This window comes from Wolbachia endosymbiont (group B) of Gerris lacustris, assembly GCF_964028355.1.
GTDB lineage: Bacteria > Pseudomonadota > Alphaproteobacteria > Rickettsiales > Anaplasmataceae > Wolbachia.
This window is the reverse complement of sequence record NZ_OZ034761.1, coordinates 1,203,042-1,221,495: the sequence shown is the minus strand read 5'-3', so window position 1 is coordinate 1,221,495 and position 18,454 is coordinate 1,203,042. Positions and strand designations below refer to the sequence as shown.

At 34.8% G+C, this 18,454-nt stretch carries 14 protein-coding genes and 7 pseudogenes; 8 read left to right on the top strand and 13 right to left on the bottom strand.

Going from position 1 to position 18,454, the window contains the following annotated elements; all coding sequences use genetic code 11:
* Nucleotides 1-35: 35 nt before the first annotated feature.
* Nucleotides 36-1,865 (top strand): translational GTPase TypA, encoded by a 1,830-nt coding sequence (typA, locus tag ABWU62_RS06240; protein WP_007302691.1) that lies wholly within the window; start codon nucleotides 36-38, stop codon nucleotides 1,863-1,865.
* A 328-nt stretch (nucleotides 1,866-2,193) separates the two neighbouring features.
* The gene (locus tag ABWU62_RS06235; RefSeq protein ID WP_353287848.1) at nucleotides 2,194-3,411 is read left to right on the top strand and encodes a CCA tRNA nucleotidyltransferase; all 1,218 of its coding nucleotides are present in this window, start codon (nucleotides 2,194-2,196) and stop codon (nucleotides 3,409-3,411) included.
* Here ABWU62_RS06235 and ABWU62_RS06230 read toward each other — a convergent pair.
* Together ABWU62_RS06230 and ABWU62_RS06225 are read right to left on the bottom strand one after the other, a co-directional pair.
* On the bottom strand, nucleotides 3,395-4,876 hold the full coding sequence (locus ABWU62_RS06230; protein ID WP_353287847.1) for a hypothetical protein: 1,482 nt from the start codon (nucleotides 4,874-4,876) through the stop codon (nucleotides 3,395-3,397). The genes ABWU62_RS06235 and ABWU62_RS06230 overlap by 17 nt on opposite strands.
* A gap of 80 nt (nucleotides 4,877-4,956) precedes the next feature.
* Nucleotides 4,957-5,295 carry a hypothetical protein gene (locus ABWU62_RS06225; RefSeq protein WP_353287846.1) on the bottom strand — a complete coding sequence of 113 codons (339 nt, stop codon included), beginning with the start codon at nucleotides 5,293-5,295 and terminating at the stop codon, nucleotides 4,957-4,959.
* A 76-nt stretch (nucleotides 5,296-5,371) separates the two neighbouring features.
* Between ABWU62_RS06225 and ABWU62_RS06220 the strand changes: the two are divergent.
* A pseudogene (locus ABWU62_RS06220) lies at nucleotides 5,372-6,377 on the top strand (IS630 family transposase).
* 512 nt (nucleotides 6,378-6,889) lie between these two features.
* Here ABWU62_RS06220 and ABWU62_RS06215 read toward each other — a convergent pair.
* On the bottom strand, nucleotides 6,890-7,315 hold the full coding sequence (locus ABWU62_RS06215) for an HK97 family phage prohead protease (RefSeq protein ID WP_353287845.1): 426 nt from the start codon (nucleotides 7,313-7,315) through the stop codon (nucleotides 6,890-6,892).
* A 78-nt stretch (nucleotides 7,316-7,393) separates the two neighbouring features.
* Here ABWU62_RS06215 and ABWU62_RS06210 point away from each other — a divergent pair.
* Nucleotides 7,394-8,186 (top strand): IS5 family transposase gene (locus ABWU62_RS06210; RefSeq protein WP_353287093.1). Its coding sequence is split into 2 segments (ribosomal slippage): nucleotides 7,394-7,657 and nucleotides 7,659-8,186, totalling 792 coding nucleotides; the frame shifts between segments, so codons are not numbered across the junction.
* Nucleotides 8,187-8,190: 4 nt separating this feature from the next.
* Here the strand turns inward: ABWU62_RS06210 and ABWU62_RS06205 are convergent.
* From ABWU62_RS06205 to ABWU62_RS06190, 4 genes and pseudogenes are all read right to left on the bottom strand, one after another.
* Nucleotides 8,191-8,325 (bottom strand): annotated as a pseudogene (locus ABWU62_RS06205) (HK97 family phage prohead protease); the annotation flags it as partial.
* Between the two features lie 176 nt (nucleotides 8,326-8,501).
* Complete coding sequence (locus ABWU62_RS06200) at nucleotides 8,502-8,915, bottom strand: hypothetical protein (protein WP_353287844.1); 414 nt, start codon at nucleotides 8,913-8,915, stop codon at nucleotides 8,502-8,504.
* A 352-nt stretch (nucleotides 8,916-9,267) separates the two neighbouring features.
* Nucleotides 9,268-9,663 (bottom strand): annotated as a pseudogene (locus ABWU62_RS06195) (transposase); the annotation flags it as partial.
* Nucleotides 9,664-9,697: 34 nt separating this feature from the next.
* Nucleotides 9,698-10,678 (bottom strand): annotated as a pseudogene (locus tag ABWU62_RS06190) (IS256 family transposase); the annotation flags it as partial.
* A gap of 81 nt (nucleotides 10,679-10,759) precedes the next feature.
* Here ABWU62_RS06190 and ABWU62_RS06185 point away from each other — a divergent pair.
* Nucleotides 10,760-11,765 (top strand): IS630 family transposase gene (locus ABWU62_RS06185; RefSeq protein WP_353287646.1). Its coding sequence is split into 2 segments (ribosomal slippage): nucleotides 10,760-11,221 and nucleotides 11,223-11,765, totalling 1,005 coding nucleotides; the frame shifts between segments, so codons are not numbered across the junction.
* A gap of 10 nt (nucleotides 11,766-11,775) precedes the next feature.
* Here the strand turns inward: ABWU62_RS06185 and ABWU62_RS06180 are convergent.
* From ABWU62_RS06180 to ABWU62_RS06155, 6 genes and pseudogenes are all read right to left on the bottom strand, one after another.
* Nucleotides 11,776-12,036, bottom strand: a pseudogene (locus tag ABWU62_RS06180) (transposase); the annotation flags it as partial.
* Nucleotides 12,037-12,081: 45 nt separating this feature from the next.
* Nucleotides 12,082-12,720, bottom strand: a pseudogene (locus tag ABWU62_RS06175) (IS256 family transposase); the annotation flags it as partial.
* A 14-nt stretch (nucleotides 12,721-12,734) separates the two neighbouring features.
* A protein-coding gene (locus ABWU62_RS06170; protein ID WP_353287090.1) for an IS630 family transposase occupies nucleotides 12,735-13,740 on the bottom strand; the annotation gives its coding sequence in 2 pieces (ribosomal slippage) (nucleotides 12,735-13,277 and nucleotides 13,279-13,740; 1,005 coding nt in all).
* 77 nt (nucleotides 13,741-13,817) lie between these two features.
* A pseudogene (locus ABWU62_RS06165) lies at nucleotides 13,818-14,078 on the bottom strand (transposase); the annotation flags it as partial.
* Nucleotides 14,079-14,148: 70 nt separating this feature from the next.
* Entirely contained in the window at nucleotides 14,149-14,916 is a 768-nt protein-coding gene (locus tag ABWU62_RS06160) for a hypothetical protein (RefSeq protein ID WP_353287842.1), read from the bottom strand.
* Nucleotides 14,917-15,142: 226 nt separating this feature from the next.
* The gene (locus ABWU62_RS06155; RefSeq protein ID WP_353287841.1) at nucleotides 15,143-15,502 is read right to left on the bottom strand and encodes a hypothetical protein; all 360 of its coding nucleotides are present in this window, start codon (nucleotides 15,500-15,502) and stop codon (nucleotides 15,143-15,145) included.
* 159 nt (nucleotides 15,503-15,661) lie between these two features.
* Between ABWU62_RS06155 and ABWU62_RS06150 the strand changes: the two genes are divergently transcribed.
* From ABWU62_RS06150 to ABWU62_RS06140, 3 genes are all read left to right on the top strand, one after another.
* Nucleotides 15,662-16,744 (top strand): type I glyceraldehyde-3-phosphate dehydrogenase, encoded by a 1,083-nt coding sequence (locus tag ABWU62_RS06150; protein WP_353287840.1) that lies wholly within the window; start codon nucleotides 15,662-15,664, stop codon nucleotides 16,742-16,744.
* A gap of 3 nt (nucleotides 16,745-16,747) precedes the next feature.
* Nucleotides 16,748-17,506 carry a twin-arginine translocase subunit TatC gene (tatC, locus tag ABWU62_RS06145; RefSeq protein WP_353287839.1) on the top strand — a complete coding sequence of 253 codons (759 nt, stop codon included), beginning with the start codon at nucleotides 16,748-16,750 and terminating at the stop codon, nucleotides 17,504-17,506.
* A gap of 134 nt (nucleotides 17,507-17,640) precedes the next feature.
* Nucleotides 17,641-18,330 (top strand): AAA family ATPase, encoded by a 690-nt coding sequence (locus tag ABWU62_RS06140; protein WP_353287838.1) that lies wholly within the window; start codon nucleotides 17,641-17,643, stop codon nucleotides 18,328-18,330.
* The last annotated feature ends 124 nt before the right edge of the window (nucleotides 18,331-18,454 follow it).

The following is an 18,454-nucleotide window of genomic DNA, read 5'->3' as shown; positions in this document are numbered from 1 at the left end:
TACTTGTTATTAAATTAAATTTGAAATGATAAGAAATGAGTGAATTTAAATCGATCCGCAATATTGCAATAATTGCACACGTTGACCACGGAAAAACTACTTTACTTGATAACATGTTAAAACAAAGTGGCACGTTTCGTGAGAATCAAGAAGTTCAAGAACGAGTGATGGATAGTGGTGATCAAGAACGTGAACGTGGGATTACAATACTTGCAAAATGTACGTCAATAATGTGGGGTGATGAGAAAATCAATATCATTGATACACCAGGACATGCGGATTTTGGTGGAGAGGTAGAAAGGGTGCTCTGCATGGCAGATGGTGTATTACTACTGGTTGATGCTGCAGAAGGTCCAATGCCACAGACTAAGTTTGTGTTGTCAAAAGCACTAAAGGCAAATTTAAAACCGATTGTGATAATCAATAAGGTTGATCGACCAGACAGCAGAATTGATGAAGTACTAAATGAAATATATGAGTTATTTTTTAACCTTGATGCAACCAACGAGCAACTAGATTTTCCAGTACTCTATGCTTCAGGTAGAAATGGTTGGTGTGCTAAGGAGCTATCTGATGAGAGAAAAGATTTAAGCCCATTATTTTCAACGGTGATAGATTACATAAAACCTTCCGTTTATGATCAAAATGCACCTTTTGCTATGCTAGTTACTTTACTTGAATCTGATAAATTTCTTGGCAGAATATTGACAGGAAAGATTTACCAAGGAATCGCGCAAGTTAACTCAGATCTTAAGGTAATTGATCTTGATGGTCAAGTGGTTGAGCGAGGGAGATTAACTAAGTTACTCTCATTTTCTGGCTTAAAACGCGTTCCAGTAGAGCAAGCTGTAGCTGGTGATATCATTGCCATTGCAGGACTTGAGAAAGCTTCAGTTTCAGACACTATAGCAGCACCAGAAGTTACAACTGCGATCAGCTCAACTCCAGTTGACCCGCCAACAATGGCGATTACTATAAGCGTTAATGACTCACCTTTTGCTGGGCAAGAGGGAACAAAACTTACCTCAACTGTTATAAAAGATCGTTTATATGCAGAAGCAGAAACAAACGTTGCAATTACTGTAACTTTGGCTCCAAGTGGTGAAGCATTTGAAGTAGGTGGACGTGGTGAGTTGCAGCTTGGGGTACTGATTGAAAATATGAGAAGGGAAGGTTTTGAACTTTCAGTTTCACGGCCTCGAGTGCTGTTTAAAGAAGAAGATGGCAAAAAACTTGAACCTATAGAGGAAGTAGTAATTGATGTAGATGATGAGTATAGTGGAATCATCATGGAAAAACTTAGCTTTCGAAAAGGTGAAGTAACTGACATGAGACCTTCTGGTAGTGGCAGAACTAGGTTGACATTTTTAGTGCCATCAAGGGGATTAATTGGCTATCAAGGAGAATTTTTAACTGATTCTCGCGGCACTGGTATAATCAACCGTTTATTTCACAGTTATGCTCCACATAAAGGTTCAATTTCCGGAAGGCGTAATGGGGTTTTAATTTCAACAGATAAAGGAGAAGCAGTAGCGTATGCAATTTTCAATCTGCAAGATAGGGGAATTATGTTTGTTAAGCCACAAGATAAGGTATATTGTGGTATGATTGTCGGTCAGCATAGTCGTGACAATGATTTAGAAATAAATGTACTTAAAGGTAAGCAATTAACAAACGTAAGAGCTTCAGGTAGCGATGAAGCTATAAAGCTTACTCCACCAAAAATAATGACACTGGAGGATATGATAGCATATATAGACGATGATGAATTGGTAGAAGTAACTCCAAAATCTATACGTTTGCGTAAGAAGTTCCTCGATCCAAATGAACGTAAGCGTGCAGGAAGGGCGAAGAATAAAGAGTAATCAACGTTCCTGATAAAAATCTGGATGAGCTACTCGGATAACACCATCATAAAGGGAACCAGTGTCAGTTACTTGAGCAGGTACTGGGACGACAAGAGAAGGCTACAAAGGTGTCATGCAAGTGGCTCATCCAGCTTTTTTATAATCATCGAAAACATTGTATTTTAACATTACTTTTATACTTATAAGTTTCTAGGCACTGGGTCTGTTGTAGACTTACTTTTACTTTACCCCCTTATTTTACCACTCCGCCTGTATATTTTTATATGAGGATTTTTGCAAAAGTTTCGCATTTTTTGTAACATGATTTTCAGTATGTGTAACCTAAATGCAAATTGATCACGAAACTAGTGTAATTATTGAGGCCATAGAGAAATTTGGTGGTGAGGCAAGGCTTGTTGGTGGATGTGTTAGAGATTCAATTTTACAGCGTGAAATTCACGACATTGATCTTGCTACTAATCTGCTGCCTAATCAAACAATTAAAGCGCTCAAGCTTTGCAATATAAAGAGTATTCCAACTGGTCTGAAACATGGAACTATCACTGCAATTTTACACAAGAGGTCCTTTGAGATTACAACGCTAAGGCATGATGTAAAGTGTGACGGTAGACATGCGAAGGTAGAGTTTACTAATGATTGGCAAGCTGATGCTTCAAGGCGCGATTTTACGTTTAATGCTCTTTATGCAGACAAGCATGGCCATATATACGACTACTTTGGTGGCATTCAGGACTTAAAAGCACGAAAGTTAAACTTTATAGGTAACGCTGAAGATAGGATTAAGGAAGACTATCTACGTATTTTAAGAGCGTTTCGTTTTCACGCTAAAATATGCATAGGAGATTTAAGTGATGAAATATTGGATGTGTGCAAAAAGCATTCACACATGATTCAAAACCTCTCCGGAGAGAGAATAAGAGAAGAAATATTTAAGTTGTTGGAATGCAATGATCCTGCTCCAACACTTAAGAGCATGCAAAAATATGATGTTTTACAAAAAATTATTCCAAAAGAAGTAAAATGCGAAATTTTATCTTCACCACTTCTTATCAACACTAAACCTCCTACAAAACCCTCAGCGTATGGCCATACGCCTTTCCTAGATGATGCACTAACAAAATTAGCGTTGCTTGTTAGGACTGCTGAAGATAGAGCGAGTCTTGGGGAAGAAGTGAGCAAGTTTTTACGTCTTTCAAATAAGCAAAAGAAAAAAATATTATTTTTATTATCAAACAATATCAAAACAGAGCTTTCAGAAAAAGAGCAAAAGAAATACATATCTTTATTTGGTCAGGAATTATATTGTGACTTGATAAGGATTTGTGGTATTGAGTCTGGAACAAATGTTGATGAGTATATTTCATTTGCTAAGATGTTTAACATTCCAAAATTTCCTTTATCTGGTGATGATTTAATAATCATAGGTCATCAACCAGGAAAAAATTTAGGTAGAAACTTGGAATTGCTACGACAACACTGGGAAGACAGCTCCTACACTTTAACAAAGGAGGAGCTGTTGCTTTATGCTAAGAGCCTACTCTAGTTACTCTCTGAATGTTTGATGAAGTAGTGTGACTCATGGAAGAATTAGGTGGTAATTTGTATTTTTTTTGAGCTTTCTCTGTTAATTGATACTCGTTTACTCCTCCTTGAGTCTGATTACACATTCCCTGATCTGGGGATAAAAATTTATCTCTTATACTTGATGCCAGTACTTGAACCTTATCTGAAAAACATTTCATTTCAGCTTCCGTTAACTTCTGCACAACAAATTTTTTGACTGAATCATTATTGCTATTATTTTTGTGAGCTAAAAAGTCTGTGAAAGAATGTATTACTGCTTTACTATCTTCTTCATTTAAATATAACCCTTTTGCACACTCTTCAACAAAAAATACCTGTTCGATAGAATGCTTTTTACCAACTTTTTCAACAATTGTGTTAACCTTAATTTCTATAATCGCTCTTCCAGATTTCATCAAATTACTTTTCAATAACTCAAGTAATTTATCACTTTCAAATTTACCATCACCTTGATTTGATAAAGATTTTATAGTTTCATCAAGCACGTTATGGCAAAAGTGTTTTCCTTCAAATTCAGGAAAACCTTCTTTCAACTCCTTGTTTTTCTTAGATAAAAAGTTATTGAGATCCTCATTACCAAGAAGCTTGTTCTTGACTTTTGAAAAAGTTGATTTACTAGATCCTGTAGTTGATTTTGCAGTAGATGCTCTACTCATTGTATCCGGTGCTTTATTTTTTTTATTAATAACTTCTGACTTTTTACTATCATTTTTTTGCCTGTTTTGTAAATTTTGTTGTCCACCTTCAGCTATTGAACTTTCAATCTGTTGATTTTTTAATGTCAAATTTTCATTAAGTGTTTTTGTACTATCCGTAATAGATAATACTGCAACACTTTTCGCTTTTTCTTGTTCTGCACTCAGATGTTCAACTTGTTCTTGCAACTTTTTATTCTCCCCTTGTGAAAACTCTAAATTTTTCTCCAAATCTGCCTTCTGTTTTTCTATTTTAGCTCTATTTTTTTCTAATGCCTGTACTTGTTCTTGTAGACTAGTAATCTTACTTTCTAATTCTTTTTTCTCTGTTTCAGTAGCATTTAGTTTACTAATTGAATCACTTTTGTCTTTCTCTAATTGTTGTTTAAGATTCTCTACTTCAGCATCTTTTTTCTTAGCTTGTTTTTTCAATTTGTTAACTTCATCTTCTAAGTCTTTTTTCTTTTTTTCAGCAGTATTTAGTTTACTACTTGAATCTTTTAATTGATTTGTTAGATCAGTATTTTTTTGCTCTAATTGTTGCTGAACACTTTCCAATTTTTTTTCTAAATTTAGTATTTTTTCCTCAGCTTGTGTGAATTCTGCTTGTTTCTCCTTAAGTTGATTTTCTAGTTGCTTTATCTTAGTATCAGACTCGTTGTTTAACTTACTAAATTTACTCTTAAGTTCTGTGTTTTGCGCTCGTAGGCTTTTATTCTCTTTCTTCACAGTTTCATTTATGTCTTTATTTGTATCAGTAAGTGAAATAATTAAAGTGCCTTGCTCTTCTATTTTTTTCTTTTGTGCAATTATAGTTTGCTGTTGTTCGTTATTTTAGTCTCCATTTCCTTTTTCTCTTGTTCTAATACTTCATTTAATTGCGTTAAACTACATATTTTCGCATCTTTTTTTTCTATCTCTACTGAGAGCATTTCTATTTTATTCGCAAATTCTTTACTGCGCTCAGTTAATTTTTTCTGCAAATGTAATATCTCCTCAGACTTCCCCTTAAACTGTGCTGAAAATTCTTCTCCTCGTTTTTGTGTAATTTCTGCCAATTCTCTATAGTTCTTTGCCAGTTCTTTAATTGTGGAGTTTAATTGTTCTTTTTCCTCTTCTAAAAGATCACTCTCTAACTCTAATACCAATTCCCGCTATACAAGCAACGAATAGACAATAATGGAAAAAAAGCCATACTGGAGTAAGTAAAATAGCGAGGTTTAGATGGCATTAAGATCAAAATTATTGGATGAAAAAGTGGTGGAATCAGCAAAAGAGATGCTGAAGAAAGTAAGAAATAATGCGTATGTTGCAAAAAAACTAAATGCTGTAATTGCAGCAAAAAAGCACAGTATAACAGCTGTAGCAAAAATATGTTGCATTTCGAGAAAGGCAATTACTACATGGATAAAGCACATAAAATTTGGAAGAGAAGAAAAATTATTTTCTCCACCTCAACGCCGTAGAAAAACTATATTGAACCAAAGTCAACTTGAACAAATTGAGGTGTAGATAGAGGAAAACCCCAATATTACTATTAGAGAAATGAGAATAAGAATCCAAGAAAGATTTGGTTTGAATATCAGCAAATCCACAATACATCGTAATATGCAAAGAATGAAATTCTCATATATCACACCAAGACCAGTTCATAGTGGACAGGATAAAAATAAGCAAGAGGAGTTTAAAAAAAAACCTCAATGAAACTATTGTCATGCATTCTGAAAAAGAGCTATTTTTCTTCGATGAATCACGGTTTGGTACACATTCAAAAGTTGGACATGGGTGGTTTAAAAAAGGCAGTAGGACACAGGTTAAGGTAAAATTAGGTAGGGAAAATTTTTATCTCTATAGTGCAGTTAATCCCAGAAATGGAGAGAATTTTAGCTTATTTGCACCAAACGTCAACACTGCTTGTATAAATATATTCCTTGAACAGATGTCGCAATATTTAGGAATACGAAAGGCTTTTCTCGTGATGGATTGCGCTAGTTGGCATAAGTCAAAAAGTTTAAAGATACCTAAAAATATCGAAATTATATACCTACCACCATACTCACCTGACCTCAATCCTGTTGAGAGGTTTTGGTTATATATAAAACAGAACATTTTGCGCAATAAAATCTACGATACAATTGTTCTGCTTGAGAGCGCTTTGTGTAAATTTATTACCTCTCTTTCCTCTTCCACGGTTAAACAACTCTGCAATGCTTCTTATTTGGTTCATTAATAATGAGAGTTGGTATAAGTCTTCAATCTGCTGTGCTTGATTATTACAGAGCCCAATAAACACTTCGAGTACCTGACTTACACCTTTCAGTTCCTCATTTAATTCTTTATTCTTATCCTCTAATTCCTTTTTTCCTTCAAATTCTGAACTAGCTTGGAAGTTTTTACCCTCTATTTTATCATATTTAGTCTGCGTAGTTTTATTTTTACTCATTATCTCAGTCTGAACTCCATTATCCACAATAACTTTATTGTGGTGTAGGATACTCTCTGCCCATTGATTCCACCTCCCTGGCAATATTCGTCCGATTGTTTTTAGATATAGCCAAGCAAGAACAGTGGACAAGCTGTATTTTTTTTCCTTTTGTTTAATACTAGGTTCGTAATGAACCTTATTGTTAGCATTTAGCATAAAATTACCTAATTTTTAAAGTATTAAAGTTATATATATTAATATAATTATTAAATAAATTATAATATAAATGTTAAATTGTGTGAAAGTTTTTATAGATTTTAAGCAGAAATACACATGTTCGTAAGCACAGAATTTGCTTTTTCTATTGCTCTTGCTAACATTTCTTGTTCATTGTTCTGATTTTTCACGTTGATTACCTGAGCTGCCAAATTTGCAGGGAAAGTGACCAAACTAACTTCCCATAGCTCCACTTGTCTTAACACTCGAGCTCCGCTCTCATGATCAACATCATACTCTATTGGTATATAGCCAATCGAAAGTCCGTTAATAGTTCCAGTTTTGAGCATTAAATATGCTTCCTCTGCTTTTTGAATACCCAAAAGCAAATGTGCAGTTATATATAGGCCAATATCATTTTCGCAAATATCTGTAATATTACCTATAGGCTCGCTCGGATTATGCTGCCAAAGAAGTTTTATCTGACTTTTATTTAAGTTGTTCTTAGAACCTGTACATGATCTCAAGAAAGGAATAAACTAAGAACCTGTACATGATCTCAAGAAAGGAATAAACTAAGAGATAATGTATATAAGTTAGGATATATGAGGAGTGTATACCCAAGTGATATAAGTCGGGAAAGATTTGAGATTATATTACCAGATCTAGAATCCTGTAGAAAAAAAACAAAACCAAGAAAACTGGATTTATATGAGTTATTTTGCGGTGTACTTTATGTGCTAAAAAGTGGCTGTCAGTGGCGAATGCTACCAAAAGAGTTTCCAAAATGGCGCAATTGTTACGATTACTTCAAGAGATGGAGTAAAAAACCGAATGAAGATAGAGAAAGTGTTCTAGAAATTGTCTTAAAAAAAATTAGTTGGAGAGGTTCGTTTCAACAGTGGTCGGAATACAAAAACAAGCTTCTGCATCATTGATGCTCAAAGTGTAAAAAACACCGATATTGCTGAAGAAAAAGGTTATGATGCCGGCAAGAAAATTTCAGGAATAAAGCGTCATATTGCAGTAGATACGCAAGGTTTGCCACATGCAATTTATATTACTACAGCTAATATCGGAGATCGTACTGCTGCTGTAGAGATGATTTGTAACGCAAGAAAAAATCTTTCCGAAGTTCAAAATATACTAGTTGATGCAGGTTATACAGGAGAAAATTTTGCAACTCAAATAAAAACGACTATTGGTGCAACCGTTGAAGTAATAAAACGAAGTGAATTACATACCTTTGTTGTATTGCCAAAAAGGTGGGTTGTAGAGCGTTCTTTTGCTTGGCTGGAAAAGTGTAGACGGTTATGGAAAAATTGCGAGCGTAAACTCAATACTAGACTACAAATGGTCGTTCTAGCTTTTACTGCCTTGCTCCTCAAAAGATTATGAACAGGCTCTTAAATGCTCCGGGTAATATCAGATCATTTTGCTTATCAACTATATTAAAAACGCTCGCATAGCCAGAAAATACTCCGTTTTCTTCTATGCTTTTTATTGATAATGGTGAATAGAGAAATTTCTTATTCATAAGTCCTCCTTGTAAATTATGGTATTGGGTTTGCCAGCGCTCTGAGCCAGCTTAAAATGTTGTATAGATTGTTTTCCTATATCTCAGGATGAGTATAAGACACTGCAATATAATTCTATTGTATGCAGTGCTTTGAAAATGGGGAAGTACTTTTTTTAGTTATAGAATTTGTCGTTTTATGTACAGAAGGGTAGGGTTTGCTGCGCGTTAGGTTGCTCAACAGCAGCGTTTTCCAGATTTGTAGAAACAGCTTCATTTGTAGGATTAATTATTTTTCCTAAAAGGAAGCCAAATCCCAAAGAAACAGCGGCTATAAAACCATTCATTAATGACTCTGTCCATGTTTCTCCCTCGTATTCTTGATAGATTTTAGAATATATCATTGTGCCTAAGAATACTCCAATCATTGATCCAACCAGTTTACTTGTTTCAGCTACTCTCTGTCTTCTCAACTCAACTTCTCTTAGAATTTCATTATTGGCTTCATTCGGGTTTAAATTTCTTTCCAACTCTTCTGATGTTTTCTCCTCAGCATCTTGGGATTTTATTGATGAACTTTTCTGTAAGTTTTCTAATTCTTGTGTGTCCATCAACACCTCACTATTAAAGCTTAAGTACAAATCATACAGCACTATAATTGTTTAGTCAAGGTAAATACTAGTATATTAAGTAAATATTTACTATATTAATATGAATACTTAAATTCACAACTAATTGTTTGGGGAAATAAAAAGATTGTGTTTTGTAGGTGATTTGCGTAGCGGAAGGTGTTACCCCAGCTTTACAACACTGGGATAACGATAAAGGTAGCTATATGCTCTGTCCTTGAATATTTTGTTGTTCAGTGACAACATTTTCCAAATTTGTAGGAACAGCAAAACGATTAGTCAATGCTCTTCTTACCAAAGGGGAGTGTTAAATAAACTGTGTCAAGCCGCATTTTTAGTTCAACTCAATTTTCAGTCTGTTGGGAAAGAAAATGTCAAGCTGAGACATAGTTAATGCCCAATTAGGCAAAGCTGTAGTCCACTTTTGCTCTACCTTTTTTATAGCACAATATACCTGTTTGTACAAGGCATTTGTATTAGTAAATGAGCCCTTAGTTTTAGTAAATTTCCTAATTTGTCTATGCAATCCCTCAATTGGATTGGTGGTGTAAATCAGCTTCCTAACTGGTCCAGAATACTTAAAATAACCAGACAAATTTTCCCAATTGTTTTGCCATGATTTTGTAACCAAGGGATATTTTTCACTCCATTTTTCTTCCAGCTCAAGCAAATAATTCTCAGCAATCTCTTTACTTGAAGCACGATATATTTTTTTCAAATCATTTATGAAGGGAACGTTCAAAAAAGTGTGTCAAACCGCATTTTCAATTCAACTCAATTTTTAACCTGCCAGGAAAAAAGATATCAAGTTGAGACATAGTTAAAGCCCAGTTAGGCAAAGCAGTAATCCACTTTTGCTCTACCTTTTTTATAGCACAATATACCTGTTTGTACAAGGCATTTGTACTGGTAAATGAACCTTTAGTTTTAGTAAATTTTCTGATCTGTCTATGCAACCCCTCAATTGGATTGGTGGTGTAAATCATCTTCCTAACTGGCCCAGAATACTTAAAATAACTAGATAAATTTTCCCAATTGTTTTGCCACGATTTTGTAACTAAGGGATATTTTTCACTCCATTTTTCTTCCAGCTCAAGCAAATAATTCTCAGCGATTTCTTTACTTGAAGCACGATATATTTTTTTCAAATCATTCATGAAAACTTTTACATCTTTGCTAGATACATATTTCAGTGAATTCCTTATCTGATGCACTATACATAGCTGTACTTCTGCTTTAGGAAATACACTATTTATAGCTGTAGGAAAGCTTTTTAGTCCATCAATGCAGGCAATTAAAATATCTTCTACTCCTCTTTCTTTGAGGTCATTTAGAACTCCCAACCAGAAGTTAGCTCCCTCACTTTCAGCCAAATAAAAACCTAATACTTCTTTTCTGCCATTTTGATTTATACCCAATATATTATACATGCATTTACTTACGCAATGTCCGTCCTCCTTGACCTTAAAAAACATGCCATCCATGAACACTATTGGATACACTGATTGCAGTGGACGGCTGCGCCATTCATTGATTATTGGTAGCAATTTACCAGTAATACTGGATATCTCTGCTGCTGATATTTTATGGTCATATATTTCCTCAACGTGTGAAGCTATGTCTCTGTATCCCATGCCACTGGCGTATGTACTTAAGACCTTTGCTTCAAGTTCTGGATGTAGGCTCGTTTGCCTTTTTTTGACTATTTGCGGTTCAAAGTTTCCCTCCCTATCTCTTGGTGTTATACCAATTCCCGCTATACAAGCAACGAATAGACAATAATGGAAAAAAAGCCATACTGGAGTAAGTAAAATAGCGAGGTTTAGATGGCATTAAGATCAAAATTATTGGATGAAAAAGTGGTGGAATCAGCAAAAGAGATGCTGAAGAAAGTAAGAAATAATGCGTATGTTGCAAAAAAACTAAATGCTGTAATTGCAGCAAAAAAGCACAGTATAACAGCTGTAGCAAAAATATGTTGCATTTCGAGAAAGGCAATTACTACATGGATAAAGCACATAAAATTTGGAAGAGAAGAAAAATTATTTTCTCCACCTCAACGCCGTAGAAAAACTATATTGAACCAAAGTCAACTTGAACAAATTGAGGTGTGGATGGAGGAAAACCCCAATATTACTATTAGAGAAATGAGAATAAGAATCCAAGAAAGATTTGGTTTGAATATCAGCAAATCCACAATACATCGTAATATGCAAAGAATGAAATTCTCATATATCACACCAAGACCAGTTCATAGTGGACAGGATAAAAATAAGCAAGAGGAGTTTAAAAAAAAACCTCAATGAAACTATTGTCATGCATTCTGAAAAAGAGCTATTTTTCTTCGATGAATCACGGTTTGGTACACATTCAAAAGTTGGACATGGGTGGTTTAAAAAAGGCAGTAGGACACAGGTTAAGGTAAAATTAGGTAGGGAAAATTTTTATCTCTATAGTGCAGTTAATCCCAGAAATGGAGAGAATTTTAGCTTATTTGCACCAAACGTCAACACTGCTTGTATAAATATATTCCTTGAACAGATGTCGCAATATTTAGGAATACGAAAGGCTTTTCTCGTGATGGATTGCGCTAGTTGGCATAAGTCAAAAAGTTTAAAGATACCTAAAAATATCGAAATTATATACCTACCACCATACTCACCTGACCTCAATCCTGTTGAGAGGTTTTGGTTATATATAAAACAGAACATTTTGCGCAATAAAATCTACGATACAATTGTTCTGCTTGAGAGCGCTTTGTGTAAATTTATTACCTCTCTTTCCCCTTCCACGGTTAAACAACTCTGCAATGCTTCTTATTTGGTTCATTAATAATGAGAGTTGGTATTAGCAGCTCAAATGAACCTGCACTCGTGCGTAAAGTTTTTGCATTTCTCCCATTTCTTCGGTTATTTTCTTCACTTTTAGCTGACATGTGGCTTTCTATTTCACCTTCCAGACTTGCCTCTAGCAACCTTTTTATAAACGGTGTTAATGCTCCATCTCTTCCTGTCAATGGTCTTCCTTCTCGTATAGATGACAGGATATTTGTTTCTAATTCTTTATAATCTACCAACCCATTAGTTCTATTTGCTTGACTCATATCAAACCTCCATTTTTTATATCAATTTATTACTTTTTTTTCGGTTTGACACACTTTTTTGAACGTTCCCCGATATATTTTTTTCAAATCATTTATGAAAACTTTTACATCTTTGCTAGATACATACTTCAGTGAATTCCTTATCTGATGCACTATGCATAGCTGTACTTCTGCTTTAGGAAATACACTATTTATAGCGGTAGGAAAGCTTTTTAGCCCATCAATACAGGCAATTAGAATATCTTCTACTCCTCTTTCTTTGAGGTCATTTAGTACTCCCAACCAGAAGTTAGCTCCTTCACTTTCAGCCAAATAAAAACCTAATACTTCTTTTCTGCCATTTTGATTTATGCCCAATATATTATACATACATTTACTTATGCAATGTCCGTCCTCCTTGACCTTAAAAAACATGCCATCCATAAATACTATTGGATACACTGATTGCAGTGGGCGGCTGCGCCATTCATTGATTACTGGTAGCAGTTTATCGGTAATACTAGATATCTCTGCTGCTGATATTTTGTGGTCATATATTTCCTCAACATGTGAAGCTATATCTCTGTATCCCATGCCACTGGCATATGTGCTTAAGACCTTTGCTTCAAGTTCTGGATGTAGGCTTGTTTGCCTTTTTTTGACTATTTGTGGTTCAAAGCTTCCCTCCCTATCTCTTGGTGTTATACCAACTCTCATTATTAATGAACCAAATAAGAAGCATTGCAGAGTTGTTTAACCGTGGAAGGGGAAAGAGAGGTAATAAATTTACACAAAGCGCTCTCAAGCAGAACAATTGTATCGTAGATTTTATTGCGCAAAATGTTCTGTTTTATATATAACCAAAACCTCTCAACAGGATTGAGGTCAGGTGAGTATGGTGGTAGGTATATAATTTCGATATTTTTAGGTATCTTTAAACTTTTTGACTTATGCCAACTAGCGCAATCCATCACGAGAAAAGCCTTTCGTATTCCTAAATATTGCGACATCTGTTCAAGGAATATATTTATACAAGCAGTGTTGACGTTTGGTGCAAATAAGCTAAAATTCTCTCCATTTCTGGGATTAACTGCACTATAGAGATAAAAATTTTCCCTACCTAATTTTACCTTAACCTGTGTCCTACTGCCTTTTTTAAACCACCCATGTCCAACTTTTGAATGTGTACCAAACCGTGATTCATCGAAGAAAAATAGCTCTTTTTCAGAATGCATGACAATAGTTTCATTGAGGTTTTTTTTTAAACTCCTCTTGCTTATTTTTATCCTGTCCACTATGAACTGGTCTTGGTGTGATATATGAGAATTTCATTCTTTGCATATTACGATGTATTGTGGATTTGCTGATATTCAAACCAAATCTTTCTTGGATTCTTATTCTCATTTCTCTAATAGTAATATTGGGGTTTTCCTCTATCCACACCTCAATTTGTTCAAGTTGACTTTGGTTCAATATAGTTTTTCTACGGCGTTGAGGTGGAGAAAATAATTTTTCTTCTCTTCCAAATTTTATGTGCTTTATCCATGTAGTAATTGCCTTTCTCGAAATGCAACATATTTTTGCTACAGCTGTTATACTGTGCTTTTTTGCTGCAATTACAGCATTTAGTTTTTTTGCAACATACGCATTATTTCTTACTTTCTTCAGCATCTCTTTTGCTGATTCCACCACTTTTTCATCCAATAATTTTGATCTTAATGCCATCTAAACCTCGCTATTTTACTTACTCCAGTATGGCTTTTTTTCCATTATTGTCTATTCGTTGCTTGTATAGCGGGAATTGGTATTAGCAGCTCAAATGAGCCTGCACTCGTGCGTAAAGTTTTTGCGTTTCTCCCATTTCTTCGGTTATTTTCTTCACTTTCAGCTGACATGTAGCTTTCTATTTCACCTTCCAGACTTGCCTCTAGCAACCTTTTTATAAACGGTGTTAATGCTCCATCTCTTCCTGTCAATGGTCTTCCTTCTCGTATAGATGACAGGATATTTGTTTCTAATTCTTTATAATCTACCAAACCAGTAGTTCTATTTGCTTGACTCATATCAAACCTCCATTTTTTATATCAATTTATTACTTTTTTTTTCGGTTTGACACACTTTTTTGAACGTTCCCTACCAAGCCGTTGACAATGCAGCACCAATTCCAGCTCCAGTTGCAGCTATAAGACCAGAGCCTAATAATTCCATATTTGTTTCAGCGCTGTTGCTAGTTATACTGTTAATTAACATCATCGTGCCTGCTCCTAAAGCTGCTACTAACCCAATCCTTGATGGTTTACTTGTTGCATCAAGAGAATATTGTACTACCTCTCTAAGCTCTGAATTCCTGTTTTCTAACGCTACTGCTATTGATGCTGGTAACATAATCATTATTGGCATGGATAACAGTCCTCCAAGTGTTGTACCAATAATTTCACTCACTTTTGATTTTCCAAGATTAACTCCTAAGGCTGTTATACCTAATACTCCAATTGAGCTGATAATCCTTATATTTCTTTCTTCCGTTTCTCTCACATGCGCCTCATATTGTATTGTAGCTTCTGCTAACGCTAACCCAATACTATTTGGTTGCTGTGGAATCTGATTTACTCGCCCTAACTCTTGTGAAGTTTTCCCTCCAATACTTTTGACGGCATCTTCTAAGTCTAATAACGATCTGTTATTTAACCTTACGTTATCTTGACTATCACACAGGATAATGCAGTCTAAAATTGTCATTCTCAGATTGTTCATTTCTATATCATCATTAATATGATCTTTTAATATACCTATAATCTCTAATGCTCGCTCCTTCATATCTCCTTCTTCTTCTGCATTAATTGGTGCAAGTATGAGAAAAATTATTCCAAGCAACTCTTGTTGTAAGTTTTTTAAATCCATAATAATTATCATTAATATTGAGTTAAATAATATAGTACTATAGTTACTTAATCAAATTAATTATTAAGATATTAAAGAGTAATATCCTTAGCCGTAAAATACAAAAATAACTGACGGGTTCTTTATAATTAGAAATATTAAGGAATTTACTAAATAAAAAAGGTAAAAGAATGTTATCTACTTTTCAGAGTCAGCTATTTAGCTAACTCTGAAGAGTAGGAAAGAGCTATATGCTCTGTCCTTGAATATTTGTTTGTTCAATAGTAGTACTTTCCAAATTTTGTAAAGATTCAAATTCTTCTTGCATATTCAGTATGTCTTCTATTACTTGCTGATCTTCATCTCTTTCTTCTAATTGAAATGCTGCTGCTTCTTGAGGTGCTTCTAGCAGTTTTTTTAATATTTCTGTGCGCAGTTTCTCTGTTATTGATTTCCACTGTAGCATTACTAGCATTTCATTTTGCAGCACTGACATTTTCTGTAGTGTTTTCACTTTTTCTGACAGTCCTTTATTTTCTTTTTGCAATGCTTCTATTTTTCTTTGCTGATACTGATTATCTGAATTTGTCATTGGTAATCCATGCATAACCTACTCCAAGTTAAAATTTAGACATTATTAATTAAGTGATACAGTTTCTTTAGTCAAGATAAGCATCAATATATTATGAAATTAGGATTAACAACTAAAAGAATAGAATGAAATATCAGGCAATATCCTCTATAATTAAACTTTTAAGATGGAAAAATGACAATTCGTGTAGGAATTAATGGTCTTGGTAGAATAGGCAGAAGTGTATTGCGTGCTATTTTTGAAGTAGAAAACTATAGCGAGCAAATAGAAGTTGTGGCGGTAAATGGGTCGCTCAGTGCTGAGCAGAATGCACATTTGATTAAATATGACTCTGTTCATGGCAAATTTAACGGCGATATTGATTTTAACGAGTCTGAAAATTGGCTATCTATAAACGGCAAGAAATTTTCTTTATATAGAGAACGTAGCCCTGAAAATATTCCTTGGAATATTGATGTAGTGCTTGAATGCACTGGTGCATTCAACAAGCGTGCGGAAGCAGCAAAGCATAATGCAGAGAGAGTAATTGTCTCTGCTCCAGTTTCAGATGCTGATGTAACTGTAGTTTACGGCGTAAATAACGATATGCTAAAAAAGGAGCATAAAGTGATCTCAGCAGGTTCTTGTACTACAAACTGTCTGGCTCCGATTGTACACATTTTACACTCCAATCTAGGTATAAAAAGCGGTTTTATGACCACTATACATGCCTATACGAATGATCAAAATATTCTTGATGGTAATCATAAAGACTTGCGTAGAGCAAGGGCTTGTGGCCTTTCTATGGTGCCAACTACAACTGGAGCAGCAAAAACAATTGGTTCTGTGATTCCTGAGTTAAAGGGTAAGCTAGATGGTACTGCTATTAGAGTTCCGGTTAGCAACGTTTCTATGGTTGATTTTAAATTTACGACTGATAAGAAGGTAACAGCTAGAGAAATAAATGAAATGTTTAAGGATGCAGCTCTCTCCTCTACGTCATTCCAGCGCGTGACGCTGGAATCTAATTTCTGGATCCCAGTGTCAAGCACTGGGATGACATCAGAGGGTACTAGGATGACAGAGGGTTATCCAATGTCAAATGTACTTTCTGTATGCACGGAGCCTTTAGTTTCAATAGACTTTGTCCATAACCCTTATAGTGCAATTGTGGATTTAGCTGGTACATATGTCACAGGTGATATCTGTAGAGTTGCAGCGTGGTACGATAATGAATGGGCTTTTTCACTGAGAATGTTAGATATAGCTTTATTGTAAAGTATGAACGAAAACTCACAAAAATATGCTTCATTTTATGAGCACTTTGCGGAACTTAGAAAAAGGGTTATTTTTTGCTTTCTATTTTTTTGTGTTACCTTCGGGTTTTGTTACTACTTTAAAGAAAATATATACCGCTTTTTACTTGCACCTTTAATAGAAGTTACAAAAGATAGCAATGATTTTTCTCTAATCTATACAGACTTAACAGAAGCGTTTTTTGTATATCTCAGGGTTGCAATAATGAGTGCACTGTTGTTTTCTTTTCCTGTGTTTGCATGGCAATTCTACATGTTTCTAGCACCTGGCTTATATAAAAGAGAAAGGGCAGTGTTATTGCCATATTTAATTGCAACACCAGTTTTGTTTATAACAGGAGCTTCCGTAGTTTATTACTACATATTTCCCTTAGCCTGGAAATTTTTTATTGCTTTTGAACATAGCAGTAAATCTTTCGGTATACCAATAGAGTTTATGCCATCGGTTAGTGAATATTTAGACCTTGTTCTTCAATTCATGTTTGCGTTTGGTACTGCATTTCAAATTCCAGTCATACTAACCTTAATGGTGAGAGTAGGGCTAATCACTGCACAAAGTTTGTCAAATAAACGGAGAATTGCGATAGTGGTAATTTTCATTATTGCTGCAATCTTAACTCCACCTGATGTACTAAGCCAAGTAGGGCTTGCAATTCCAATGTTAGTATTATATGAGCTGTCTATTCTGATATGTAGATATATTGAGAAGAAAGCAAAGGATTGAATTAAGAATATTATTTATAAATAAAGAATGAGCACCGGAGCGCTTTTTCTTGAACATTGAAATGGGATTATGTAAACTGCCCTTATTGATTTTTCAGTAGACGCCAAGTGAATTAAAATATTACGAGGTGTGTTATGATAATAGTTGTTGGTGGTCAAAAAGGTGGTACTGGTAAAACGACCATAGCCACAAATATAGCGGTGATGCGTGCTAGGGAAGGTAGAAATGTCCTTCTCTATGATCTTGACCCATTAATGCTAGCTACCTTGTGGGCATCCCAGCGAGACAAGGACAAAAGTTTACCGAAAATTAACAGTATTCACAAGGTGTTAGGCCAAATTAACATTGGTGTAGTAATCGGAAATGAGCTACAAGCTTTACAGTCCAAATATCAAGATATTATTGTTGACGCAAGAAGAGTAGATGAAACTTTAAGGGCTGCCTTATCATTAGCTAATCTAGCTATATTTCCGATTCTTCCATCTGCACCTGATATGTGGACGTTTAACACTCTGAGCAACTTAGTTGCCGGTGCTCAGAGTTGTAACAAAAACTTTCAAGCAAGAATCTTACTTAATCGAGTGAATACTAATCCAGTTGTAACTAAAACAGGAATTGAAGAATGTGATGCTTTTTTAAGCTGTTTTGACAACTTAACAAGGTTCGATAGTTTTTTGAGTCAGCGAATTGCAATTGCACGTGCCTCTCGCGAAGGTATGGCGATTGTTGAATCAGCAGACTTAAAAGCAATTAGGGAAATTGAATCTGTTTATGAGGAAGCCTTATCTACTGTAGAAAATCAGAGCCAGCACAGTCAGTGTTAAGGTTGCCACCTAGTTTACATCAAAAATTGAGGGAAATAGCCTTTATAACAAAAGATACAGTTTCTAACATTGGATTCAGGGTTTTAACGGAATACATTAAAACTTTAGAGAAATAAGAAACCAA

Bases quoted from the DNA above. Each gene is read 5' to 3' on its own strand.
- ABWU62_RS06200 (WP_353287844.1), bottom strand. From the start codon at position 8,915: ATGGACACACAAGAATTAGAAAACTTACAGAAAAGTTCATCAATAAAA.
- typA (WP_007302691.1), top strand. From the start codon at position 36: ATGAGTGAATTTAAATCGATCCGCAATATTGCAATAATTGCACACGTT.
- ABWU62_RS06235 (WP_353287848.1), top strand. From the start codon at position 2,194: ATGCAAATTGATCACGAAACTAGTGTAATTATTGAGGCCATAGAGAAA.
- ABWU62_RS06155 (WP_353287841.1), bottom strand. From the start codon at position 15,502: ATGCATGGATTACCAATGACAAATTCAGATAATCAGTATCAGCAAAGA.
- ABWU62_RS06140 (WP_353287838.1), top strand. From the start codon at position 17,641: ATGATAATAGTTGTTGGTGGTCAAAAAGGTGGTACTGGTAAAACGACC.
- ABWU62_RS06150 (WP_353287840.1), top strand. From the start codon at position 15,662: ATGACAATTCGTGTAGGAATTAATGGTCTTGGTAGAATAGGCAGAAGT.
- tatC (WP_353287839.1), top strand. From the start codon at position 16,748: ATGAACGAAAACTCACAAAAATATGCTTCATTTTATGAGCACTTTGCG.
- ABWU62_RS06160 (WP_353287842.1), bottom strand. From the start codon at position 14,916: ATGGATTTAAAAAACTTACAACAAGAGTTGCTTGGAATAATTTTTCTC.